This window comes from Bartonella sp. MM97QHHN, from assembly GCF_042194285.1.
GTDB lineage: Bacteria > Pseudomonadota > Alphaproteobacteria > Rhizobiales > Rhizobiaceae > Bartonella.
Genome location: NZ_JBHIMS010000082.1, coordinates 137089 through 164026 on the forward strand (window position 1 = coordinate 137089; position 26938 = coordinate 164026).

Annotated in this window: 15 protein-coding genes; 8 read left to right on the forward strand and 7 right to left on the reverse strand. The window is 37.1% G+C overall.

What is annotated here, in order from left to right:
• The first annotated feature begins 1581 nt into the window (after positions 1 to 1581).
• Both ACFIJW_RS06120 and rlmN read left to right on the forward strand, forming a co-directional pair.
• Complete coding sequence (locus ACFIJW_RS06120) at positions 1582 to 2085, forward strand: invasion associated locus B family protein (RefSeq protein ID WP_375633737.1); 504 nt, start codon at positions 1582 to 1584, stop codon at positions 2083 to 2085.
• Positions 2086 to 2126: 41 nt separating this feature from the next.
• Complete coding sequence (gene rlmN, locus ACFIJW_RS06125) at positions 2127 to 3353, forward strand: 23S rRNA (adenine(2503)-C(2))-methyltransferase RlmN (RefSeq protein WP_375633649.1); 1227 nt, start codon at positions 2127 to 2129, stop codon at positions 3351 to 3353.
• 509 nt (positions 3354 to 3862) lie between these two features.
• On the opposite strand, the gene ACFIJW_RS06130 is transcribed toward rlmN, so the two are convergent.
• A complete protein-coding gene (locus ACFIJW_RS06130) occupies positions 3863 to 4504 on the reverse strand; it encodes a LysE family translocator (protein ID WP_375633650.1) in 642 nt (213 codons plus the stop codon).
• A 169-nt stretch (positions 4505 to 4673) separates the two neighbouring features.
• Between ACFIJW_RS06130 and ACFIJW_RS06135 the strand changes: the two genes are divergently transcribed.
• The 6 genes from ACFIJW_RS06135 to trxA all read left to right on the forward strand — a co-directional run bounded on the left by ACFIJW_RS06135 (position 4674) and on the right by trxA (position 17008).
• Complete coding sequence (locus tag ACFIJW_RS06135) at positions 4674 to 5909, forward strand: argininosuccinate synthase (RefSeq protein WP_375633651.1); 1236 nt, start codon at positions 4674 to 4676, stop codon at positions 5907 to 5909.
• Positions 5910 to 6286: 377 nt separating this feature from the next.
• A complete protein-coding gene (locus ACFIJW_RS06140) occupies positions 6287 to 7948 on the forward strand; it encodes a lysine--tRNA ligase (RefSeq protein ID WP_375633652.1) in 1662 nt (553 codons plus the stop codon).
• The gene (locus ACFIJW_RS06145) at positions 7948 to 9522 is read left to right on the forward strand and encodes a peptide chain release factor 3 (protein WP_375633653.1); all 1575 of its coding nucleotides are present in this window, start codon (positions 7948 to 7950) and stop codon (positions 9520 to 9522) included. Before ACFIJW_RS06140 ends, ACFIJW_RS06145 begins: the two co-directional genes overlap by 1 nt.
• 385 nt (positions 9523 to 9907) lie before the next feature.
• Positions 9908 to 13027, forward strand: coding sequence for a double-strand break repair protein AddB (gene addB, locus ACFIJW_RS06150; RefSeq protein ID WP_375633654.1), 3120 nt, complete (start codon positions 9908 to 9910; stop codon positions 13025 to 13027).
• A 2-nt stretch (positions 13028 to 13029) separates the two neighbouring features.
• Positions 13030 to 16506 carry a double-strand break repair helicase AddA gene (addA, locus tag ACFIJW_RS06155; RefSeq protein WP_375633655.1) on the forward strand — a complete coding sequence of 1159 codons (3477 nt, stop codon included), beginning with the start codon at positions 13030 to 13032 and terminating at the stop codon, positions 16504 to 16506.
• Between the two features lie 178 nt (positions 16507 to 16684).
• Positions 16685 to 17008, forward strand: coding sequence for a thioredoxin (gene trxA / locus ACFIJW_RS06160; RefSeq protein ID WP_375633656.1), 324 nt, complete (start codon positions 16685 to 16687; stop codon positions 17006 to 17008).
• 679 nt (positions 17009 to 17687) lie between these two features.
• On the opposite strand, the gene tsaE is transcribed toward trxA, so the two are convergent.
• The 6 genes from tsaE to accD all read right to left on the reverse strand — a co-directional run bounded on the left by tsaE (position 17688) and on the right by accD (position 26104).
• Positions 17688 to 18158, reverse strand: a complete 471-nt coding sequence (gene tsaE / locus ACFIJW_RS06165) for a tRNA (adenosine(37)-N6)-threonylcarbamoyltransferase complex ATPase subunit type 1 TsaE (RefSeq protein WP_375633657.1) — start codon at positions 18156 to 18158, stop codon at positions 17688 to 17690.
• Between the two features lie 51 nt (positions 18159 to 18209).
• Positions 18210 to 20675: an ATP-binding protein gene (locus ACFIJW_RS06170; RefSeq protein WP_375633658.1), complete on the reverse strand. Its 2466-nt coding sequence runs from the start codon at positions 20673 to 20675 to the stop codon at positions 18210 to 18212.
• A 33-nt stretch (positions 20676 to 20708) separates the two neighbouring features.
• The gene (ahcY, locus tag ACFIJW_RS06175; RefSeq protein WP_375633659.1) at positions 20709 to 22106 is read right to left on the reverse strand and encodes an adenosylhomocysteinase; all 1398 of its coding nucleotides are present in this window, start codon (positions 22104 to 22106) and stop codon (positions 20709 to 20711) included.
• A gap of 712 nt (positions 22107 to 22818) precedes the next feature.
• Positions 22819 to 23817 (reverse strand): complex I NDUFA9 subunit family protein, encoded by a 999-nt coding sequence (locus tag ACFIJW_RS06180; RefSeq protein ID WP_375633660.1) that lies wholly within the window; start codon positions 23815 to 23817, stop codon positions 22819 to 22821.
• 42 nt (positions 23818 to 23859) lie between these two features.
• Positions 23860 to 25179 carry a bifunctional folylpolyglutamate synthase/dihydrofolate synthase gene (locus ACFIJW_RS06185; protein ID WP_375633661.1) on the reverse strand — a complete coding sequence of 440 codons (1320 nt, stop codon included), beginning with the start codon at positions 25177 to 25179 and terminating at the stop codon, positions 23860 to 23862.
• 4 nt (positions 25180 to 25183) lie between these two features.
• A complete protein-coding gene (gene accD, locus ACFIJW_RS06190; protein ID WP_012754464.1) occupies positions 25184 to 26104 on the reverse strand; it encodes an acetyl-CoA carboxylase, carboxyltransferase subunit beta in 921 nt (306 codons plus the stop codon).
• Positions 26105 to 26938 lie beyond the last annotated feature (834 nt).

Below are 26938 nucleotides of genomic sequence, written 5' to 3' on the forward strand. Positions count from 1 at the left end.
AGAGTGCGTGGTAAATATTTTTAAGCAGGACTTGTCTGTAGAGCCTTTAGTTAAGTGAATCACATGAGTGGGAAGAAAAGAGGAGACCGCTCGACAAGAATCCAAACTTTTTCAGTCCAGATTGGATTAAGAATCTTCGTCCTTTGAAAGCGGGAAAGAAATCAACAGAAAAGTTTATTTGTGCATTGAATTTTTTTGTAAGTTGAGTTTGAGTGTTTAGGGATAATATTTTAATGCTCAAGAAGAAATAAGAGATATATTGTATCTTCAGTATAGCAAGATATTGATTTTAAATATAATTCACTATTTCGCATGTTGGATGAGAGATCCGAATATTGTAAAATTCTCTCATTCCAAACTTGTTTATGTTGAATCAATCAAAACCATTTCCTTGCACGTTGTAAACGGAATTAGCGTGTGGATAAAAACTGTACAAGAAAGGGGTAAAAATGCTTCCTATGAATCGTCTCAAGTATCGAGAGTTGTAGCAGAACATTGGGAGCTGGAAAATAGTGTTATGGTGCCAGCTTTCTTCTTCACAAGTGGAGAGATCAACTATTTTATAGATATGATTTAGATGTCTGCTGTTGTATAGAGCTCATGCTAAAGAACAATTTTGTACGGTAAGAATGAAAATTATACCTTTAGGTTGGGTGAAAGAGTTTTTATGCATAGGAAGATTTATTTAAGTGTCTTTAATTGATTAAAATATTGTTTAAAAAACGGTAATGTTAGAACTGCTATAGAAAAAAGTTTTATATTTCTTTTTATAAATTACTTAGAAATAAGATAAGGAGACTTTCCCAAAGAATTCTTAAGAAGTTTTTTATAACAGAAAGAAAAATATCGTCTAATACATTAAAATAATACGATTAAGCTATTATAAGCTACTAAAATCATTTTAGAAATTAATAATTGGATATGAAATATATAAGGAAATAAGATCAAAAGAAACAAAGTTGTATGTGATTATTGAGATAGAATCTAAATTCTTTATGTTTTATTATTAATATCTTGATAATATTTTATTATTTTTACAAGGTATTTTGAAGATTGAGAAAAAGTGTTATCGGGACGATATTGAATACGAAATATGAATGCACTATAATGAGTAAAAGATGGAGTATTTTGCGAACATAAATGTATTGAATGCATAAAGTCGAGAAGTGATATTCGTAAGGCGATTAAGCTTTTTTGCGGGGAGTCCGGGGTGTATTTTCAAAATTTTGCATCAGATTGCTTGTGATATAAAGAGTATGGTTTATTTCTTAACAGAGTGATGGTATATTTTTATCTCGTTTTGAAGTTCTATAGCTTAAAGAAATCATTTTTTATACAAAAACGAAATAAGTAGCGTAAAATGAAGATATTATTTTTTAATGTGGTTATTGAATAACAAGTTTATGTTTTGGTAACGATTAAAAGGTCACAATGAAACGTAGAAATCTATTTTGATTAGTGTGAAAATATTTCGCTTATTGAAGGAATTAGGACAATAACACATGAATATCGAGGAGTTTTTGTTGAATTTTTCTAATGAAGAAAATCTTGTTAGAGACTAAAGAAGTGAGCTAAATGAAGATGTTTGAAAAGACTGTTATTGCTGCATCTGTAATGGTTCTTGTTACAGCGGGAGTGGCATATGCACAAACGCCAAGCCGTTTAAATCAATTTGAAGCGTGGGGAGCCTATTCTTATAAATCGCCCAAAAATACGATTTGCTATGTGTTATCGGTACCTTTGAAGGCTCTTCCAACGACAGTTAATCATGGTGATAACTTTTTCTTGGTTACCAAGCGTTCTCATTCACCTATTTCGTTTGAACCGCAGTTTATGGCTGGTTATACCCTTCAAGAAGGGTCGAGAGTGACAGTGACCATTGGAGGTAAGGACTTTGATTTTTTCACGAAAGATTCCTCAGCTTGGCTGGCGTCATCAGAGCTAGAAAAGCAGCTTGTTTCTGCTATGCGTGCTGGAAGCAATATGACAGTGCAAGCGATATCAAAACGAGGAACGCATACCACTTATACTTATTCCTTAAAAGGGGTCACTGCTGCATTAAATGCAGTTCAAAAGTGCCATTAAGGTTTCGATAACTCTAAAATAGTGATGTGAATTGGAAAGCAATGGCCATTTCCTATGACCTTAGACCAGTTGGTTCATGTTTTGTACGAAAAACAGATAATGTGGTCGTGAAGGAGAGTTCTAAGCTCTCTTTGATTGGTTTGTCGCAAGATGAAATGATGCAAGCTTTAAAGACTGTTGGTGTACCAGAGCATCAAACGCGTATGCGTGTGCGTCAGCTTTGGCATTGGCTTTATGTGCGTGGTGTTTCAAATTTTGATGATATGCTGAATATTTCTAAAGCAATGCAAGAAACACTTAAGTGTCATTTCTCCATTGCGCGCCCAGAAATTGTTGGAGAACAAATATCAAAAGATGGTACGCGTAAATGGCTCTTACGTTTTCCTGCACGTGGAGCTGGAAGGCCTGTTGAAATTGAAACGGTTTATATCCCTGAAGAAGGACGTGGTACTTTATGTCTTTCATCGCAAGTAGGGTGTACGTTAACCTGCTCTTTTTGCCATACGGGAACGCAGATGCTTGTTCGTAATCTGACCGCAGAAGAAATTTTGGCACAATTATTGGTTGCACGTGATTGTTTGGGTGATTTTCCTGATAAGAATACCCCTGATGGAGCAATTGTTCCCATTGAAGGACGAAAAATTACCAATATTGTTATGATGGGAATGGGAGAACCTCTTTATAATTTTGAAGCTGTTAAAAAAGCTTTATTGATTGCCTCTGATGGCGATGGACTTTCTTTATCAAAACGTCGAATTACGCTTTCAACTAGTGGAGTTGTTCCTGGAATTATCCGAACTGGAGAAGAAATTGGTGTTATGTTAGCAATTTCACTCCACGCAGTACACGATACACTAAGGGATATGCTTGTTCCCATTAATAAAAAATATCCGCTTGCTTTACTAATGGAGGCTTGCCGTAATTATCCTGGTCTTTCCAATGCAAAACGAATCACATTTGAATATGTTATGCTGAAAGATATCAATGATAGTTTAGATGATGCTAAGCGATTGATTCAGTTATTGAAAGGGATTCCTGCTAAGATTAATTTAATCCCTTTTAATCCGTGGACAGGGAGTAATTATCAGTGCTCTGATTGGGAGCAAATCGAGCGTTTTGCTGATGTCGTTAATCAAGCGGGCTATGCTTCTCCTATTCGGATACCGCGTGGACGCGATATTTTAGCTGCATGTGGACAGCTTAAATCGGCTTCAGAGCGCTTACGTAAATCTGAACGTTTACGACTTGAAAATGCCATTGGTGATTAGTTAACGTAATTTTCAGCTATATCGAGGCCTATGCTTTTTTGTTTGTAATTTAATATCCAAACCTCATGCGATGGCATATGTGAGACAGATACTAAGATGGATAAGTGCTAGACGAACAGTTTCAGCGTTTATATGCTAAATGGGGTAAGATATTGTCTATAGTCTTGTTTGCATAATCTCTGAAATAAGAAGGAAGCCTAATTTAGAGGGAATATGAAGTCTTAAGGATTGTAACTAATTTCTACCTTATTATCATACTCATTAATTAGGTTTTGTGTCTTTTAAAAGAATCTACGGTAATATCTTTTAAAAAGTGGAGATTGTGCAGTGGCTCATGCTTTTGTTTATTCTTTTCTTAGATAGTTTTTATCCATACGAAAACTCCAGCTTCTCTTGTGATGTACAAAGGAAAGGTATTGTTTTATTCAAAATAAACAGGTTTGAAATGAAAAAATCTTATAATATTTGTTTTTTTATTTAAATTAAAAGCGATACATTACACTTATAAATCAATGTTTTGTAACCACAAGGAGATGGAGGGCAAAGCTGGTAAAAGTACCAGCAATAAGCCAGTCGAGAAAGCGAATATAAAGAGGGTTCTTTTTGAGAGTTTTGGTAAATTTATGCGCTGTAAAAACGATTGCAATTGTAATGGGGAAAGAAATAGGGATATAAGAGAGTCCTAAAAAGAGTAATTTTTGTGTTGCCATAGGATCATTCGCATTGATAAATTGTGGTAAGAATGTCGCGTTAAAGAGTATAACTTTAGGATTGAGAAGATTAATTCCAATACCAGCAAGATAGTTACGTTTAGCGCTTTGAGATTTAGAAGATGTCTGTTCAAAGGAAAAATTGGGGTTTCTCCGTAACGCTTGAAAGGAAAACCATAAAAGATAAAAGGCGCCAACAATTTTCAGAAGAACAAAAGTATGTGGTGCAGCAAAAATAAGCGCTGATAAGCCAAGTGCTACAGCCGTAACCTGAATGGCAAACCCTGTTGCACTACCCAAGGCGCACATAATTCCAGCTTTTTTGCTTTGTGTAATGGTTCGTCCTACAGAAAGCATCATATCTGGTCCTGGAATAAGTGCTAAAATCAACGATGCTAAAGCAAATTGTACAACAATAGACCACTCCGGTAGAAATGACACGTAAATCTCCTTTTATTTTAAGCAGTGTTCACTATTTATACTTTGAGGCACCTTTATTTACGCTTTTTGCGTCTTTTTAATGTTGCTTAAAAAGAATTTATTTTTATATTTTTTGCATCGTTTCGATTTTTGGGTAGAAATAAAAAAGTAGCTCATATAGAACGTTAAAATGAAAAGGTGGCAAAATATTAGAAAAGTTGTTTTGGCTTATTCAGGTGGATTGGATACGTCAATTATTCTTAAATGGTTGCAAAGTGCGCTAGGTGTTGAAGTTGTAACTTTTACAGCAGATTTGGGGCAGGGGGAAGAGCTAGAACTTGCTCGTTGTAAAGCTGAAATGCTAGGTGTTAAAGAGATCTACATTGAAGATTTGCGCGAAGAATTTGTGCGTGATTTTGTGTTTCCGATGTTTCGAGCCAATACCGTTTATGAGGGGACTTATCTTTTAGGAACATCAATTGCACGTCCACTTATTTCAAAACGCCTTATTGAAATTGCTGAGGAAACAGGGGCAGATGCCATTGCTCATGGAGCAACAGGAAAAGGCAATGATCAGGTACGCTTTGAGCTTTCCGCTTATGCGCTTAATCCTGATATAAAGATTATTGCTCCATGGCGTGATTGGGATTTTAAGAGTCGGACAGATCTCTTTGAATTTGCTCGTATTCATCAAATTCCTGTAGAAAAGGATAAGCAAGGTGAAGCGCCTTTTTCAGTGGATGCAAATTTATTGCATTCTTCATCAGAAGGAAAGATTTTAGAAGATCCAGCACTTCCTGCTCCTGAATATGTCCATATGCGTACTCTTTCGCCGGAAGATGCTCCAGATCAAGCAACCAGAATTACTCTTGGCTTTAAAAAAGGCGATGCTGTTTCAATCAATGGAAAAAATTTATCTCCTGCAACTTTACTTGCAGAATTAAATCGTTACGGGCGCGATAATGGTATTGGTCGGTTAGATTTGGTAGAAAATCGCTTTGTGGGTATGAAATCGCGGGGTATTTATGAAACACCAGGTGGAACCATTCTTTTGACGGCTCACAGAGCTATAGAATCTTTAACGTTAGATCGTGGCGCAGCTCATTTAAAAGATGAGTTGATGCCACGTTATGCAGAACTCATTTATTATGGATTTTGGTTTTCGCCGGAACGTAAGATGTTGCAGGCAGCTATTGATTTATCTCAAGAACATGTTGAAGGTGAAGTCACGTTAAAGCTTTATAAGGGGAATGTAATTATTGAAGGGCGCCAAAGTAAGAAATCACTTTATTCCAGTGAGTTAGTAACTTTCGAGGATGATCAAGGTGTTTATGATCAAAGAGATGCAACTGGTTTTATTAAATTAAATGCTCTACGTTTGCGTACATTAGCAATGCATCATCAAGGTGATAAAGAAAAGAAATAGAAAGTTACGGTGACAAGTGTAAAGTAGGTGCAGTGCTTTTGTATGAAATGCCTAGTTTAAGCATTTTTCTGTTGGTTTTTACCGTTCTTTCGTTCAATACTAGAAGCTTATCTTTTGCGCTAATAAATATAATAAGCAAAACCCATGATAATAATAGCAATGAAGGCTTCGATAATCAAAACAAGTCAATTTTGCTTTATAATATTGAATGTTTTTGATTTTTATCAGAACAGAATATGTTTATAACGAGGGCGGTTTTTGTATTGTGGCTTAAGAGTATAAAGAAATTTTCATCTTTTTGCTTGCTATTATTGACGAATAAATTCAAGAACCATACACCCTATTTTGAAAGAGTGTAATTTTTAGGATAAATAATAATGATGCGTGATCAGTGTGATACCCTCAACCTTACGCCTGAATTAAAAGATGCAGCTTCTCAATCGAGAACTTGGCCGTTTGAAGAAGCACGTAAGATTATCAAACGGTATGAAAAAACGGGTTATCCAGACAGTGTGATATTTGAAACAGGTTATGGCCCTTCTGGTTTACCGCATATTGGAACTTTTGGGGAAGTTGCACGTACAACCATGGTGCGTCATGCATTTCATATTCTCACGGAGAATAAAGTAAAAACAAAATTACTTTGTTTTTCTGATGATATGGATGGTTTGCGCAAGGTTCCTGAGAATGTGCCTGATCGCGAGAGGATGGAACATTATCTTGGTCAACCGTTGAGCCGTGTACCCGACCCTTTTGGAGATGATTATCCTTCTTTTGGAGCGGCAAATAATGCGCGGTTACGGGCTTTCCTTGATCGTTTTGGTTTTGATTATGAATTTGCAAGTGCTACGGATTATTACAATTCCGGTCGTTTTGATGAAACACTTTTAAAAATCCTTGCTTGTTATGACAAGGTTATGGCAATTATTTTACCAACATTAGGTGAAGAACGGCAAGCGACCTATTCACTCTTTCTACCGATTTCTCCCTTTTCTGGAAAAGTATTACAGGTACCGATGATTGCGCGTAATGTTGAAAAAGGGACTGTCACTTATATTGAACCTGAAACAGGAGAAACCATAGAAACAGAGGTTACTGGGGGCAAAGTTAAGTGTCAGTGGAAGGTAGATTGGGCAATGCGTTGGACAGCACTTAGCATTGATTATGAAATGGCCGGAAAAGACCTTATCGATTCCACAAATCTTTCTTCTAAAATTTGTAAAGTATTAGGTGGAAAGCCCCCAGAAGGATTCAACTATGAGCTCTTTTTAGATGAGAAAGGGCAGAAAATTTCCAAATCCAAGGGAAATGGCTTAACCATTGATGAATGGCTTACTTATGCCCCAACAGAGAGTTTAGGACTTTATATGTTTTCAAAACCTAAAACAGCAAAAAGGCTTTATTTTGATGTTATTCCTAAAGCTGTGGATGAATATTATGCTCATCTTTCTGCTTATGGTCGTCAAAGTTGGCAAGAACGGCTTAGTAATCCTGTATGGCATATTCATAATGGTTGTCCACCGCAGGTTGATTTGCCTGTATCCTTTGCGATGCTTTTAAATTTGGTAAGTGCTTCAAATGCGGAGAATGCAGAAGTTCTTTGGGGTTTTATTTCTCGTTACGCTAAAGGAGCAAATGCACAAACTTATCCAGAACTTGATCAATTGGTGAAGTTTGCCATTAAATATTTTGATGTTTTTGTTAAACCAAACAAGAAATTTCGTATACCAGATGATAGCGAACGAGCAACATTAGCACAAATTGATGAAAAATTAGCTCATTTACCTGAAACTGTTGATGGCAACATATTACAAAATATGCTTCTTGATGTTGCACGGTTAACGGAACGCTATCAAGATCATAGCAAAAAAAGCCCTGAAGGTGGGCCTGGTGTTTCCAATGTTTTTTTTCAAATGTTGTATGAAGTTCTTCTTGGACAAGAGCGAGGTCCACGATGGGGATCATTTATAGCGCTTTATGGGATTAATGAAATGCGTGCACTGATTGCTGAAACACTTGCACGACCTATGGAGGAATAATGGAACGAAGAGTGCAGGAAGTAAAGCGACGCCGTACATTTGCAATTATTGCTCACCCAGATGCGGGGAAAACAACATTAACAGAAAAGCTTTTATTGTTTGGTGGTGCTATTCAACTTGCAGGAGAAGTAAAAGCCAAAAAAGATCGTATTCAAACCCGTTCTGATTGGATGAATATTGAGCGTGATCGTGGTATTTCCGTTGTGACTTCGGTGATGACGTTTGAATATGAAAATCATATTTTTAATCTCCTAGATACCCCAGGCCATGAAGATTTTGCAGACGATACTTATCGCACGCTTACAGCTGTTGATAGTGCTATCATGGTATTGGATGGGGCCCGCGGGATTGAGCCTAGAACACTAAAACTGTTTGAAGTATGTCGGATGCGGGATATTCCTATTGTTACTTTTATCAATAAAATGGATCGTGAGGCACGTGATCCTATAGAGCTTTTAGATGAAATTGAAGAAAAGCTTGCTCTTGATACCGCCCCTATAACATGGCCCATTGGGACGGGTAAAGATTTTGTTGGTACCTATGACCTTCATCATAATCGGTTTCGTCAAAAAGATGATGAGATAACACAGCAAATAGTTTCAAATCCCAGAGAGATTTTCCATTTACTCCCTGAATATCAACGTTCCACTTTTATTGAAGGGGTAGAACTTGCTCAAAGTGTTTGCAAGAATTTTGATCTTCAAGCTTTCCGTGAAGGTCATATGACTCCGGTTTATTTTGGTTCAGCTTTACGAAATTTTGGTGTTCGTGATTTGATCAATGCACTTATTGATTTTGGTCAAAGTCCTCGTGATCAAAGTGCAGATCAGCGCAATATCATAGCAACTGAACCTAAAATGACGGGATTTGTTTTTAAAATTCAAGCGAATATGGATCCTAATCATCGTGATCGTATTGCATTTTTTCGGGTATGTTCGGGAACACTTGAACGTGGTATGAAAACAAAGTTGGTCCGAACAGGAAAACCGATGACACTTTCGGCTCCACAATTTTTCTTTGCGCGTTCGCGCCAAATTGCTGATCAAGCCTATGCTGGTGATATCGTAGGAATCCCTAATCATGGAACATTGCGTATCGGCGATACTTTGACTGAAGGAGAAGATATCCTCTTTAAGGGAGTACCAAATTTTGCACCAGAGATTTTGCGTCGTGTTTGTTTAGGCGATCCAATGAAAGCAAAAAAGCTCAAAGAAGCTTTGCAACAAATGGCTGAAGAAGGGGTTGTACAATTGTTTATTCCTGATGATGGGTCGCCTTCTCTCATTGGTGTTATTGGTGCTTTGCAAATTGATGTCTTAAAAGAACGATTAAAAATAGAATATTCTTTGCCAGTGAATTTTGAGTCTGCGCGCTTTAATTTATGCCGTTGGATTTCAGCGCAGAGCAAAGATGAGTTGCAAAAGTTTCTCAGCAATCACCGCTCTGCTATTGCGTATGATTTAGAAGGTGATCCAGTTTTTTTAGCGGAGAACCATTTTTCATTAAATTATGAAGCAGAAAGAGCTCCTAAGATAAAATTTTCTACTTTTAAAGATTATCAAGTAAGCTTGTAATGTAAAGAAGAATTTTTTATGTAACAATTTGGTTGGTAATGATTTTTCATATTGAGTTGGGGATCTGAATATTGTTATTTTTTCTGAAAACAAAAGGAGTATGTAAAGAACACTTTCAAATTGCACTGTATAAAGAATACGGTAAATTTATTTATAATATTCAATAAGTTATAATATATTTGTAATTGTAACGTCTTTTAAAATTTTGATATATTTTTTCACAATAGCTTAAGACAAGCTCATATATTTAAGTATTTTGAATGTCAGTTAAAAATCTCCTGTATAAATAGAGCTTTTCAGTTTTTTCTTGTATGAAAATTGTATACAGTCAAAATAAAGCAAATAATCAATAAGATGAAATTTGTTATTCCCAATATGAGATCATATGACTTATAAACCACGTGTCTTTTCTATATCTTCTGGAACGGATTTTTTGCCTCACTTTGTTGATGCACTGCTCTCTGGTAGCCTTATTGATAATTTTGCTCCCAATGGAGATATTCAAACTGCTCTTGCTGATAGCCTTATTTATGTTCCGACACGTCGTGCTGCGCGCGCTTTGCGTTTAGCTTTTGTTGAAAGAAGTAATACACAATCAACCTTTTTGCCAACTATTCGTGCTCTAGGAGATGTCGATGAAGACAGTTTCCTTTTTGTTGAAAATCATACCAGCACTCTGAATCCACCCATTGGAAAAAGTGAACGCTTACTGCTTTTAGCGCGCCTTATTCGTCCATGGCGTGAAAATTTACCTGCGCATCTGCGTGCCATGTTTGGTACAGAAGATGTGCTTATTCCGGCTCATAGTGCTGATGCAATTTGGTTTGCTCAGGATTTAGCGCATTTGATGGATGAAATTGAAACAGAAGGAGCAGATTGGTCGAAACTTAAAGATATTGCACCTGATATGGTCGCTGAATGGTGGCAAATAACGCTTGACTTTCTGACTATTGTTACACAAAATTGGCCCAAAATCTTGAAAGAAAGACAACGAAGCAATCCCGTTGAATGGCGTAATCAAGCACTCACAATGCATGCAGAGGCTTTACGACGTATGCTGCCTGATAAACCGATCATTGCAGCTGGTGTGTCGGGTTCTATGCCCGCAGTTTCTCATCTTTTAAAGGTTATAGCTTCTCTGCCCAAAGGGGCTGTTGTTCTTCCTGGTCTTGATCTCTATATGGATGAAGAACAATGGAATGCATTAAGCACAAGCAATAAAGAAAAAACAGCTTGCGATTTTTTTGATCCAGCAGAAAATGTTTTTAGCCATCCTCAATATCATTTAAAAAAACTTCTTTCTCTCATGGAGTGTCAACGTCATCATGTTTGCGAAATTGGCCAACAAAGTAGCACAAAGAAAAGACGAATGGCTCTTTTATCAGAGGCACTTCGACCAGCTTCTACGACAGATAAATGGATACAAATTGTCCGTAACGATTATGAGGCTCTTTGTGCAGACTGGTCATTTATTGAAGCTATCAATGAACGTGAAGAAGCTCTCGCTATTGCTGTTGCTTTACGCAAAGCTATTGAAGAACCCCAAAAAACCGCAGCTCTTATTACAAATGACCGTAATTTAGCACGCCGTGTTGCCGTGGAATTACAACGATTTGGAATTGAAGCAAATGATTCAGGGGGAATACCACTTGCCCAAACATTGCCTGTAACTCTCTTACGACTTATCTTAGAAAATGTATTGCAACCTGATGATCCCATTGCTTTTCTTTCTCTTCTTAAACATCCCCTTACAACACTCCAACAAAATCGTCATCGTTTACGGGAAATGGCAGAAAATTTTGAACTTTTTGTTCTTCGAGGGAATACAGGGCGCATCAATCTTTGCGAGTGTGATCAATTTCTTGAAAAATGGATTGAAACATACTTTCATAATAGTTCTGAAATCAACGCTCTTGATCAGCAGAAATGTGAAGAAGCACGTTTCCTTTGTCATCTTTTGAGGACAGCTGTTGAACCTTTAACATCTCTTATGAAACAAGAGAAAGAATGCACCATCAACGAAGCTGCGATAGCAACTGTTGAAGTTTTTGAAAATTTTGGTCGCAATGAGGATAATTCTCTTGCACATCTTTATCAACACGAAGCAGGACAAGCCCTATCAAAGTTTTTACGTGAATTGGTCAGTGATCAATCAGGATTAACATTTCATCTTTGTGAATGGCCTGCTATGTTTTCTGCTATAATAGCAACTCGTTCCGTCGCACCTTCGCCTGGAGGACATCCACGTTTATTCATCTGGGGTACTTTGGAATCGCGTTTGCAAACGGTTGATACAGTGGTCATCGGCGGTCTTAATGAAGGGTCATGGCCGATATCAACCCGAAATGATGCTTTTTTATCGCGACCGATGAAAATGATGTTAACTCTGGAACCACCAGAGCAGCGTATTGGTCTTTCTGCGCATGATTTTCAATGGGCAATGGGAATGGATAAAGTGGTGATGAGTCGCGCATTGCGCGTTAATCATACGCCTTCCATTCCTTCACGCTGGCTACAACGCATGGAAACAGTTGTAGGAAAACAGGTTTGGGAACAAATCCGTGAACGAGGTGAAATACTACGCCATTGGGCAAAGATACTTGATCATACAAGCATAACTTCTGAGGTGGAACGTCCTTGCCCTTCTCCACCTCTTGATATACGCCCGCGCCATTTTTCAGTCACTGAAATAGAAACATTGCGATATGATCCCTATGCTATTTATGCCAAAAAAATCTTAAGGCTCAAACCACTTAAAGAACTTATTCATGATCCTAGCGCTTCAGAACGTGGAACACTTTATCACGCTATTCTTGCGGCTTTTTGTACACAAATGAAAAATCCAAATGATGCAAATGCACTCAACGTACTGCTTTCTATTGGACGTAAAGAATTTGATAAATTCAACTTTCCACCCGATATTGAAGTAATTTGGTGGAATAGTTTTGAAAATCTTGCTCCACGCTTTATTCAATGGGAACAAAGTTTAGGACTGCGAGAGCGATATTCGGAAGTAGTATCACAAAAAATCCCTATAGGAACAACAGGGGTAACCCTTTCAGGACGTGCTGATCGTCTTGATGTTTTGCCAGATAAAACGGTTGAAATTCTAGATTTCAAAACCGGAACGCCTCCTTTATCAAAACAAGTTCGTGAATTATTATTTCCGCAATTGGCTTTAGAAACAGCTTTACTCATACAAGGGGGCTTCCCAGATTTTCAAGATTTTACACCTTCAAATTTATTTTACATTCCCCTTAACAAAAAAGGTGAAATTAAATCCCAATCAATTCTTTTAAAGAAAAAAGACGGAAAAACTTATCTAAGTGCTGTTGATCTTGCTGAAAATGCATGGGAAAATCTTATCGCACTCATAATTTATTATCGAAATCCACAACAAGGCTATCTCTCACATGCTGTCCCCATGTCAAAACGATATGAAGGTGACTACGACCATTTGGCTCGGTTGTGGGAATGGTCAAGTGGTTTTCATAAAGAAGAGTAATCATGACGTTTTTTTCTATTCCTGAAGCCGCTCTTGATGCACAAGCAACAGCAACACATCCCCAAAAAAACGTGTGGGTTTCTGCAAATGCTGGATCTGGAAAAACCCACGTTTTAAGTGAACGTGTTATCCGTTTGCTTTTAAACGGTACGCCTCCAGCACGTATTTTATGCCTTACTTATACAAGAGCTGCTGCTGCTGTTATGCAATCACGAATTTTTCGCACGCTTTCCAGTTGGAATGAGCTCGATGATGCACAGCTGCAAGAAACCTTAACACGGTTTGAAAAAAAAACTGTTAATGCGCAAAAACTAACTTATGCACGGCAACTCTTTGCGCGTGCCCTCGAAACGCCTGGTGGCTTAAAAATCCAAACGATTCATGCTTTTTGTGAATCTCTCTTGCATCAATTTATGTTAGAAGCCAATATTGCAGGGCATTTTGAACTTCCCGATGATATCAGTCGAAAAAAATTACGACAAGAATCTCGTCGTCAACTTTTAGCTCGTCGTGATGTACAACCTGCTTTGCAACAGTTACTTCAAGTTATTAGCGAACATACTTTTAACCAATTGCTCTATGAGGCAGTTGAAAAGCAACATAAATTGTCTGATTTTTTATCTTCTCTTTTATCTGAAAATGGAGAAGAAAAATTGCGCGCGCTTTTTAACTTAGCGCCCAATGAAACAAATCAATATCTTCTGGAACAAATTAAACAAACAGCGCGCCTTCCTCTTTATGCTCTTAAGCATTGTGAAATCAATGGTAATCAAAGCTTTAAGGATATGGTGGCAAAACTTTCCCAATTAGAAAAGGTACATGATGAGACAAATATTCTCAATCTTATTTCTGATGTTTATTTTACAACAAAAGGTGAGCCGCGTAATTTTTCACATTTATCTCATAAAAAATCAGACGAAATTTGGCCTTTTATTCAACAAATGCTTGAAGATAAACAAAACAAGCTTTCTGTTCTTTTAGAAAAATATCAATGCGCAAAGGTTGCCACCCTCAATATGGCTGCTTTTCAGCTCTGTACTATTTATCTCAAAATTTATAAGAATCTAAAAAAGTCCAATGGCTTCTTAGACTTTGATGACCTTATTGAGCGTACACTTCATTTGTTACAGCGCAAAGGTGCAAGCCAATGGGTGCACTATAAACTTGATCAGGGACTTGATCATATTCTACTTGATGAAGCACAAGACACCAACCCTGAGCAATGGCAAATTATTCAACTGTTGGCACAGGAATTTTTTTCAGGGTATAGCCAACGAACAAACATACGGACTCTTTTTGCTGTTGGAGATGAAAAGCAATCTATTTATTCTTTTCAAGGCGCTGCTCCAGAAAATTTTGCTGCAAATGGACGAATTATTCAAAAAAAAGTGCAACAAACAAATCAACAATTTGAAAAAATACAACTGCATTATTCTTTTCGCTCTACAGCAGATGTTCTTAAAAGTGTTGATCTTGTTTTTGAAACACCAGAAAACTATAAAGGGCTTTCGGCAGAAAATACAAAAACGGTGCATGAAGCTATCCGTATTCACAGTCCCGGTGAAGTTGTTATATGGGATGCCATTTCCAAAGAAACGAGTGACTTTCCTCAAGATTGGCATACAACTGTTAATCATTTAGATACACCTGAAGTTCGTTTAGCAGAAAAAATTGCTGAAACGATTGCCGACTGGTTACAAAAAGGCGAAATGCTTCCAGCAAAAGGACGCTTAATACGTGCAAGTGATATTATGATCTTGGTCCGTAAACGTGATCAATTTGTCTCAGCTCTTTCCCGTGCTCTTAAACACCGTAATATTCCCGTAGCAGGGGCTGATCGTTTACAGCTTACCAAACATATTAGTATCCGTGATTTAATGGCGCTTGCGCGTTTTGTTTTGCAGCCACAAGATGATCTTTCTCTTGCTTGTGTTTTAAAAAGCCCACTTTTTGCTCTTAGTGAAGAGGAACTCTATCAGCTTGCCGTACACCGCACCGGCTCTCTTTGGCAAAGTCTGTGCGCGCATATATCATCGCAGGTATCTTTTAAAGATGCTTTTGAAAAGCTAAACCATTATCGCGCTTTAGTGGATAAAATACCAGTTTTTGAATTCTATAGCTATATTCTGAACAATGATAAGGGACGACAAAAAATTCTGTCTCGTTTAGGATCTGAAGCAAATGATGTGCTCGATGCTTTTATGGATTATACGCTCACTATTCAAAAAACAGGATTACCAGGATTACAAGCTTTTTTAGAAACATTAAGTGCAAGCGAACCAGAAATTAAACGTGAATTTGAACAAAGTAATGAAGAAATTCGTATCATGACTGTTCATGCTGCAAAAGGACTAGAGGCTGCTGTTGTGTTTTTAGTCGATCCTGGTAGTGCGATTTGGCATCCTCAGCATGCGCCTCACTTGCTTAAAGTTCCTTTAAACAATGCACAATGGAACGGAAAACAAGCCTTTATTTGGCATCCCAATGAAAAGTTTGATACAAAACTCTCTAAACAAGCAATTTCATATTTAAAAGAGCGTGCAGAAGAAGAATATAGGCGTCTTCTTTATGTAGGAATGACACGCGCTGAAGATCGCTTGTTTATTTGTGGGTATAAAGGTCCGAAAACGCCATCTCATACATGGTTACAACTCGTAAAAAAAGCCCTTGAACCGCATGCCCTTGCTATAAAAGATTCTTCGGAAGATATTGCAGCTTGGCGTTATTGCATTACACCTGCTTCTTCTGCTTCTATAAACTCAAAAGTTCCTTCCGCTGAATGCCAAACCTTACCACCTTTGCCTGCTTTTTTCTCTCATAAAGTACCAGCAGAACCAGTGTTACCAAAACCGTTAAAACCGTCAGTGGCGAGCCTTTCCATTGAAGCTGATACAGAGCTGTCCTCAAGTCCAAAACAGCTTACCACTTCACCTGTTTTAGGAGCCATGAACACAAACAGAGCTTTTTCCATTGAATATGGTAATCTCGTTCACCGATTGTTACAATATTTGCCCGATTGTCCCCCACAAAAACGTCGAGATTATGCTCGAAACTATCTCAATATCAAAGCCTCTCATTGGCATGAGAGTCAAAGAGAAGATGCTCTTTGCCATATTTGGAAAATATTAGATCATGTTTATCTCAAACCCCTTTTCTCTGAGCATTCACGTGCTGAGGTCTCCTTAATGGGTATTGTGAAAATTCGTGGAAAAGAACAAGCAATCTCTGGTCAAATTGACCGTCTCTACATCAAGCAAAACAGCATTATCTTTGCCGATTTTAAAACCGGAACTCCACCAGAAAATGAAGCTGCTATTGCTTCCCATCACTGGTTGCAAATGGCCCTTTACCAAAAATTGTTGCAAGCTATTCATCCCGATAAAGATATCCAGGCTCTGCTTATCTACAGTAAAGAAGCCAAAATTTTTAAACTTCCTCCAGAAAAACTTGAGGCATTTCTTCGTGAAGTTGCCTTATAAGTTACTCTTTTCCTTGCAAAGCATTTTTACATTTTATTTACTTTCATAAAATCGCTCAAACAAACACAACGCACAATCCCTGGTGTAAAAAAGTCCTTTAATAATTTATCTTTGCAATAACTTGATATGAATTGTTATTATACCAATCTATAAAAAGTGAATATAAAAGGATAAATAAATGACGTGTATAAAAGTTGATAAGGACAATTTCGAAAGTGAAGTTCTAACCTCTTCCATCCCTGTTGTGGTTGATTTTTGGGCAGAATGGTGTGGCCCTTGCAAAGTGATTGCTCCAATTTTGGATGAAATTTCAATAGAAATGCAAAATCAAGTTAAAATTGCTAAGGTAAATATTGATGAAAATCCGGAACTGGCTACCCAATACGGAGTACGTTCTATCCCTACATTATTAATGTTTAAAAATGGAAATATTTCATCGAATATGGTTGGCGCTACCTCTAAAGGACGTCTTTCTGAATGGATAAAAGATGGGCTTAGTTAATTCCACATATAATCACTATAAAGGAGAGAAATTTTGTCTCTCCTTTTGACTTTTTTAAAATATTCTTTTTTGCATTATATTATAATGAAAAGACAATAAAAATCAAAATTTTAAATGAATTTAAGAATTCATGCTTTTATGCATGTTTCAATTGACTATTTTTTATAAAAAATTGCTTTGTATGAAGAATATAGGCAATTCTTTCCTTATAGGCGCGTTAAAAATATTAGGTGAATGATAATTTCATAAAGGTATTTCTTCTTAGATAAGACTATTGAAATAGATAGTGTTTTCAACACATAAAAGGAGATTTTAAGCAAAAACTTTGCAAATTACTTTTCTGAAGCTCACAATTTTTAAGCAGAAAGAAACAAGCAATTCACTACAGGTTATATAATGCTCTTCTAAAGGGTTACCACTTCAATTTAAAATTCTCTTATACTATTCTCTAGAATCAAAATTGTAGGTATCAGATTCTCTAAAATAAATTGATGAATTCCTATAAATTAACGGCTGTCCTTTGCAATTTATGTCATTGTTATATGAAAGAGTCAGCATTTCGTTTCATCTTCCATGGTTGGTACCTCCATGAATCCTTCTTTATGTTGTCCATCATCTCAGATTTCATAGGTAGTATTGAGGTATTATCAAATTAAAAAATGATGATGTTCATGTTTTTTTAAAATGTACGAATTGCGAAAGACTGTTGCAAACATTCAATGGAATGTTGCGCTGATCTAACTGTTACATGACGCCCATGTTCTTTATAGTGTAAGGTGACTGCAAAAGTGGCAAGCTCTAAAAGAGCTGTATTTCTTTCTGGCCATTCAACAAGTAAAATATTTTTCTCACGAGCTTCATGAAGCCCTAATTCATCAATTTCTTCTGCCATAGAAAGGCGATAAAGATCAGCATGAATAATTTCAAACTTTGGAAGTTGATAGCTTTGCACAAGAGTAAAAGTAGGGCTTGGAACATCCATAGTGTTATTGTTCGCAAGTGTTTGAATGATTGTACGTGCAATGGTTGACTTTCCAGTTCCAAGATCCCCTTGCAGCGTCACAAGATCTCCTGGCTTTAAAGAAAGAGCTAAATTTTGTGCAAAAAGCTTTGTTGCCTCTTCATTTTCAAGAAAAAAACTAAAATTCATTAAAAGTTCCATGAAATGGATGAAAAATTTTTGTTATCATAAAGGTTAAAATTAAAAAATCTTATCTCCTTTGGAGAGTGGGAAAAAACATTTAACTGTTGTTCCTTTTCCAGAACCGGTAAGAATTTCAACATGTCCACCGTGTAGTTCAACGAAACTTTTTACAAGGGAAAGGCCAAGACCCGCTCCCGCACGCCCACCATGGTGTGAATGGGAAGAAAAACGTTTAAAAATACGATCAAGGATGTCTTCTGGGATGTCAGAGCCCTGATTGTGAACGCTAAAGACAATGTTATCATCTTGTTCATCGACGCAAAATTCAATAGTACTCGCCTCCGTTGCAAAATTAATAGCATTACTCAGTACATTCACAAAAATTTGATGCAAGCGCTTTTCATCAGCAGAAATAGAATTTAAGGAAGGAGAAATTTGTTGTAAAAGCGTAATATGACGTCCATTAAGGCGATCTTCTACACGTGCTACTGCTTGTATCATAGCATCGGCAATGTTAACCGATTTTATGTCCAACTCCATAATGCCTGCATCAAGGGTAGCAAGATCAAGAATATCGTTAACAATATTTAAAAGAGTTCCTGATTCTGAATGAATGTGTTCAAGATATTCTTGTTGACGTTCATTGATAGAGCCGAAAATTTGATCACGTAAAATATCGGAAAATCCAATAATATTGGTGAGAGGTGTGCGTAATTCATAAGAAACATGTTGGACAAATTCATTACGCAAACGATCAGCACTTTCTAATGCTTCATTTTTTTCTTGAAGAGCACGCGCAACATGGACAGTGTCCGTAACATTCACAAAAGTAAGCATCGTTTGTCCATTAGGAAGAGGGACCAGAGTATAGTCAATAATCATATCATTTTTAAGATCTATACGACCTGAAAATGTTTCACGTTTTTCAGCAAAACCGGTAATGAATTTGGTAAATTGATCCCATTCTTGTCCTAAGGTTAAGGCTGAACAATGGCTTTGTAACTGTGTAATATGGGTCCCTTCTACCAGTAAATTATAAGGAAGAGACCACAATTTCGACAAGGCAGGATTCGATAAACGAAGGCGTCCATCAGTACCAAAAACAACCACGCCTTCGGAAAGTTTATCAAGTGTTTCACCTTGTATTTTAATAAGTGTATTATAACGGCGTTCAAGATCAATTTTTTCTGTAAGGTTTTCGTAAAGCCAAGTGACACCTCCTTGTGGATGAGGGTTCGAGATAACACGCACCGTACGCCCATCTGGAAGATTCCAAATTTGTTGGTTCGATTCTGTTTGTCGATAGGCTTTAAAAAGTTCTTCTTTCCATGCGCGCCAATCGGGGTGTGCAGCAATGAGCCCTTTTTCACGTAGACGTTCAAGAAATAATGTATGGCTTGGTTCACTTTCTAAAAAGGAAGTCTCCAACGGCCATAAAATTTTAAAAGCATGATTACAGAATTTTAATTTTTGGTTTGTATCAAAAATAGCTACAGCTGTTGAAATTTGGTCAAGTGTTTCACAATGGCTTTGAAGGACATAACTTAATTCATGAGCAATATTTTCATATGCGCTGTCATCACGCGCAAAAGCTGCCATCCCTTCGGCTGTTGTAATACGTGTGAGATGAAAACGATGTCGTTCTCCATCAATAACTGTGTGAACATGTTCTTGAAAAATTGTTTCTGTTTCATTTGTTTTGCGTTGTGTATTTTCATTGAAAAGATCCCCCACTTCATCACTGCCTTCACGAAAATCTGTCATTTCTCTAAAGGCGCGATTGATAAAACAAACTTTTCCTTCACAATCTTTTATCCATACGGGCTCTTGAATAAGATCAAGAAGATTACGCTGCATTCTCAGTTCAGTAAGAAGGCGGGCGATATCTTTCTGTAAACGAGCATTTTCACTCTGTTGTTTTGAGATATCTTGAAAACGAGCAATAGCGACTGTTCCTGCGATGACTCCTGTAACTTGCAGCAATACATTGTTTGTGGTGGTGATAGAAAGATCAAAAGGGTGACATTTACAACGTAGTTGAGTCAATGCATAATCAAGTTCTCGAAGAGAATTTTCTTCAACCCAGAGCTCAAAACGCTGAAAATCTTTCTGGTCGATTCCTATTTTTTGCAATGCAGAAAGGGCACCAACGACACGGGGTAAGGTTGTTGGATTTTCCCAAATAAGAAGGAATTGCTCGGTTTCTTCCAGAAGCCATTCATAATATTTAAGTTTTTCAGAAAAATTTGCCTGAATTATCTTCAAAGTCTTCTGTGCAGTTTTTTTTGCACGCATAATAACAGCTAGGCACGTGAGAAGTGAAGCACAAGAAATTCCTCCACACAGCGCTAAAAGCAGCCATGGACCATTCGGCAAAGTGAAGAAAAATGGTAAATAACCTTCCAATGACTGAGCAACAGCGCATGTTGGAGAAAAAAAGAAAAAAAGGCAAAATATATACGCATAGATTCGAATCATTTTTTGAGCTTTTTCTTTGGGGTTATAGTCACCAAAGCTGCGCACGATATCTTTCCCTTTTTTAACCCAAGGAAATGTTTAGTAACGGTAATGGTTTGGTTTATAAGGTCCTTGTGGTGTGACTCCAATATAGGCGGCTTGTTCTTCTGATAAAACACTTAATTTTATTCCTAACCGATCAAGATGTAGACGTGCAACTTTTTCATCAAGATGTTTAGGCAAAACAGTGACTTCATTTGTATAGTGTTCTGCACGGGTAAAAAGTTCAATTTGCGCTAAAACTTGATTAGTAAACGAGGCTGACATGACAAAAGAGGGATGCCCAGTCGCATTCCCGAGGTTTAACAAACGCCCTTCAGAGAGCAAAATGATGCGTTTTCCATCGGGAAAGGTGATCATATCAACTTGTGGTTTAATATTTGTCCATGGCAAATTTCTAAGGGCTGCGACTTGGATTTCGTTATCAAAATGACCAATATTTCCAAGAATACACATATCCTTTACTTGTCGCATATGGTCTAAACGAACAACATCTTTATTGCCTGTTGTCGTGATGATAATATCAGCACTGGAAGCAGCATCATCCAAATTAACAACTTCATAGCCATCCATAGCTGCTTGAAGAGCGCAAATAGGATCAATTTCTGTTACTTTAACACGAGCCCCAGCACCAGAAAGAGATGCTGCTGAACCTTTTCCTACGTCACCATAACCACAGACAATGGCAGTTTTACCAGCGATCATCACGTCTGTTCCACGTCGAATACCATCGACCAATGATTCTTTACATCCATATTTATTATCAAACTTTGATTTAGTGACGCTATCATTGACATTAATAGCAGGAAAAGGCAAAAGCCCTTCTTTTTGTAACTGATAAAGACGGTTTACACCTGTTGTGGTTTCTTCGCTTACACCTTTAATTGCTGCGCGCTGTCGTGTAAAAAATCCTGGCGTTGCATCCATACGCTTTTGTATTTGTTTGAAAAAAATTTCTTCTTCTTCTGTTTTTGGATGCGATAGGATATCTTTATTTTGTTCTGCACGACTTCCCATTAAAATATAGTTTGTGGCATCAGCGCCATCATCTAAAATAAGATTGGAAGGATTACCATCTGGCCATTGGAAAATTGCATCTATATAAGTCCAATATTCTTCCAATGTTTCACCCTTAACGGCGAATACAGGAATACCAGTTGCGGCGATAGCTGCTGCTGCATGGTCTTGCGTAGAAAAAATATTGCTAGAGCTCCACCGTATATCGGCGCCAATCGCTTTTAATGTTTCAATTAAAACAGCTGTTTGAATTGTCATGTGCAATGAGCCAGAAATACGCGCTCCGCGCAAAGGTTGATTAGAGGAAAACTCCTTACGACAAGCCATCAAACCAGGCATCTCAGTTTCAGCAATATCAAGTTCTTTACGACCATAAGCGGCAAGTGCAATATCTTTGACAACAAAATCTTGAGCTGCCATTCTTTATTCCTTTAAAATAAGTTTTTCCAAGACGGTAGGAGAAATTAAAAAAAAATGCAAGACAAGAAGAGGACTTCTTTATGTGAAAAAGCTCTTTTAAAATCTCCATAAATTTGTGCAACAAATATGCATTTATGAATCTGAATAATGATGTTACTGATAGAATAAGAGATCTTCATGATAAGTCTTATTATATAAACAAAACTCTATCCTTTTCACGTAACTTTAAAGCTTTTAAAAATCTCCAAAGAGAATACCTTTTAAATAATAAAAATTGTGCATTGCTTCACAGTTTTTATATCGATTTTTTATGGGATAATATCGAAAGTATTATACTCGTATTCTACTCACTTATGCGGTTGTTGAAAAAGGAAGAATTACTTTAATCTCATTATTAAGCTTTCTACCAAAATAATATAATGCAAAGTCATAGGTTATCATATTTATGAATAGGCAATTCAGAATCGGTTCTTTAGGATTCCAATGTTGCATCTGCTCTTGGATAAAGACAGTTTATAAGAAGTGCTTTTCTCCTGTTTTCAACGATTTTTATCAAAATACTATAGGTATACGATTAAACATTTTTTGTGATACTGAATAGAGCATTTAAAACGCAAAAACATTACTCTATTGAGCATTCTGATTTCAGAATCGCTAACAACGAGCTATAAATTATAAATCAAATAATAACTCAGTTTTGGAAAAATTTATTCTAGACGTGTAAGTTTTGGGAAAATTGACCATGTGGACGAAATCGCCAAAGATAACTTGGCAAGAATGCAGCCATTGCTCTGGGGGTAATTCCCGCACCTTCTAGAGTATATCCATTCTCTATAGCCTCTTTAGAAACAATGTTATCCATTTGCAAAAAACGTATCTGATTGGCTGTTACAAGTGTTGGTACAAAAGGCAATTTACCGATAGTTCCCAAAATTCCTCCAATCAATAGACCAGCAGAAAGAGGTATGGATAGGATTGTTTTTTTACGGTGAATAATTTTGAGTATATTTTCAAGAGTATTTTGAAAGGTGATAATCTGGGGACCACCAAGATCATAATTTTTTCCCCAAGCAACCTGTCCATCTAAAGCGCGCGCGATAAACTCAGCAACGTCACCAACATACACGGGTTGCAATTTGCTTTGCCCACCCCCAAAAAGAGGCATAATTGGTAAAAAACGTGACAAATCTGCTAAGGTGTTAAAGAAACAATCCTCTGGTCCAAAGATAACGGATGGACGGATAATAATTGCTTGAGGATGCTTGTTATGAACGATTTGTTCACCCATAAACTTAACACGTGCATAAAGACATGAAGCATTCTCGTTAGCCACAAGTGCTGACATATAGATGAGCGGAATAGCAGCTTGTGCTGTTAATTCAGCAACATTGTAAGCACCATCAATTTGTGTGTTTTTAAAATTCGATTGATTTGCTTGTTTTAAGCTACCAGGTAAAAACACTGCCGCATCAGCTCCAAGCAACGCGCGTGCAACAGAGGCACGATGCTTGATATCCGTTTTAAGCATTTGGGTTTGTCCTACTTCTCCTATTTGGAGCATGTAATAAGCTTTTTGTGGATAACGAACAGCGATACGAACGCGATATCCCCGCTTAGTCAAAGTTTCAACGACATGTCGTCCTACAAAACCAGATCCGCCAAAAACAGTAATAAGTTTAGGATGTTGATAAAGTGCACAATCAAGTTGCATGATTAAAAAGTCTATCTTTCAAAGCTTTAAAATAATCAATTTCTAGCATGGAGGTGTTTTATTGTCACGTAAAATATCGCCCGCAAGATAAAGGGAACCACTAATAAGGACAATTGCCTCTTTATATTCGGCTCTAATCTTATGCAAAGCATCTTGTAGATGTGCTTGTGGAGTAGCAAAGATTCCTGCTTTTTGCGCTGATTCAGCTAATTTTATTGGAGAGATACTGGCATTATTGTTAATTAGCGGTATCGTATATATTTTATCGACAAGGTTCGCTAAGGAACGAAAATAACCGACAGCATCTTTGGTATTGAGCATGCCAGCAATCATAATAATAGGACGATCTGTTTTTTTTCTCCATTGTGTAAGTTCTGCTGCAATAACTTTTCCAGCAGCAGGATTGTGACCACCGTCTAACCATAAATCAATATTAGGAGACAGTTGATCAACCAAATGTCCTTGGATAAGATGTTGCATCCGTGCAGGCCAATAGATATTTTTCAAAGCATCATTTATGGCTTGTTCTGAAAGTTGAAAGCCCGCTTGATAGACTGCTTCAAGAGATGCGCCAGCATTGGCAATTTGGTGGCCTCCAATAAGGTTAGGAAGGGGAAGATCCATGAGACCTTGATTGTTTTGAAAAACCATACGTCCATGTTCTTTATAACTTTGATAATCTTGATCAAATAGAGAATAAGGTGCTTTATTTTTATCGGCAAGGGGTATTAAAGTAGCAAGAGTTTCTTCATAATTTTGCTTCCCGATGACTACTGGAACGTTTGGTTTGATAATTCCCCCCTTTTGAAAAGCGATTTGAGCAATTGTGTTTCCAAGAAAGTTCTCATGATCATAATCGATGGGCATAATAAGCGATACAGCTGGTTTGTTAATGACATTGGTAGCATCAAAACGTCCTCCCAACCCAACTTCTAAAATGACAACATCAGCTGGATGTGTACTAAACAGCATAAAGGCAGCGGCTGTAAAAATTTCAAAAATAGTAATCGGCTCTTGACGATTTACTTTTATAATTTCACGGATTGTCTCAGCCAATTGGTTTTCTGTAACAAGTTGACCACCTCCTTTTTGACCTATCCGGCAGCGTTCATTCCAGTTGACGAGATGAGGTGAGCTATAGACATGAACGCAGTATCCTGCACTTTCTAAAAGAGCACGGCAAATTGCTGAGGCAGATCCTTTGCCATTTGTTCCAGCGATGTGAATAATAGGGGCAAGTTTTAAATGTGGATTACCAAGACGCTCTAAAAGGTGAATAATACGCTCTAAAGAAAGATCAAATTTTTTCGGATAATTTTTTAGTAAATCATCTACCACCTTTTGTATTTGGCTTTGTTGCATAAATTTAAGCTGCTTTTGTTGTAGAAAGCGATGTTTGAGAGTCTGTAGGGGATGGATCGGAAGGGTTAAAAACAGCAGGGCGTTTCATCATCAAACGTAAAAGACGCGCAATCGTTGTTTTCATTTCTAAACGTGAGACAACCATATCAATCATACCATGTTCGAGCAGATATTCACTACTTTGAAAACCTTCTGGTAGGGTTTCGCGTATAGTTTGTTGAATCACGCGTGGACCAGCAAAACCAATCATAGCGCCAGGTTCGGCAATGTGAATATCACCAAGCATGGCGTAAGAAGCAGTAACACCACCGGTGGTTGGATTAGTCAGCACAACAATATAGGGAAGTTTTGCTTCTTTCAACATTTCAATCGCTACAGTTGTACGAGGCATTTGCATCAACGAGAGCGTTCCTTCTTGCATGCGTGCGCCACCAGAAGCAGAAAAAAGAACCAGCGGACGCCTTTCGGCAATGGCAGTATCAAAAGCTTTGATAATAGCTTCTCCTGAAGCCATACCGAGTGATCCACCCATAAAGGCGAAATCTTGAACGGTTGCAATGATTGGTAAGCCTTCAATCGTACCACGTGCACTTAAGATATTATCATCAACACCAAGTTTAGAACGATAATCTTTTAACCGGTCAATATAGCGTTTTTCGTCACGAAATTTTAAAGGATCTGTTACAACTTTTGGATTTTCAAGAGCTGTATAAACACCATCATCAAAAAAATGCATGAGACGATTTTTAGCGCTGATACGCATATGATGGCCAGAATTGGGAGCTACAAATTGATTAGCTTCCAGATCTTTATGGAAGATCATTTCACCACTGGTAGGATCTTTAATCCATAGATTTTCTGGAATTTCACGGCGCCCCAATATAGAGTTAATTTTAGGACGAACATAATTTGTAATCCAGTTCATCTTTATAACCTTCCTTTAAATATTACACATCTTTCGCATGATTTGAAAGAATATGAACCTAAGCAGTCACATTTGCTTTACCGATGGAACAAAGGAGTCTATTTAATACTTTTATCAGTGTACGTATAGCTTGTTTTTTAACTTTTTAATTTTCCAATATCATAACAATCATATCTATGAAGAGTATTCCCTATAACAAATTTCTCATAAGTTTAAGAACTTACATGTTTTTATTTTTTTACTTTGGTATTAAAATTCACTCCTTGCGATGGTTAACAAATCCCTTATTTTTTAATAAAAATGAATATCCAATTAATCACTCGTATCAACGGTTCTGAAGAAAAGAAACCTTATAATATAAGGCGTTAATAAGGCTAAAATAATCCATTTAAAATACTGTATAAGACGACATCATATTAGCGAAACGCTAACATCAGAGCAAGATTTTTTTCAAAAGGTTTTTTTAAAGCGCGTGCTTTTCACAATTAAAATAGAATACGCTCAAAATACCATTATATTACTCATTTACGTGTTTATTTTACACAGATATCTTTCAATAATTTCCAAAACTCTCTTATGAAGAGTATACACTCTCCATGAATGGTATAAAAGACATTATGCTATCCGTTTTTACTGAAATAGAAAGTACAAAGCGACACCATCATATTCTTTTTCAGTTTTCAATACGACGATAATGTTTGCATTAAGAGGATTCATATAAAGATATTTCACGCCTTTTTGAAAGTACTTTTATCCGCACACCACCTCCGTTTATGACATATTAACAAACGATTTCAATTGACCTAATATGAATAGGATTAAAATGAAAAACCC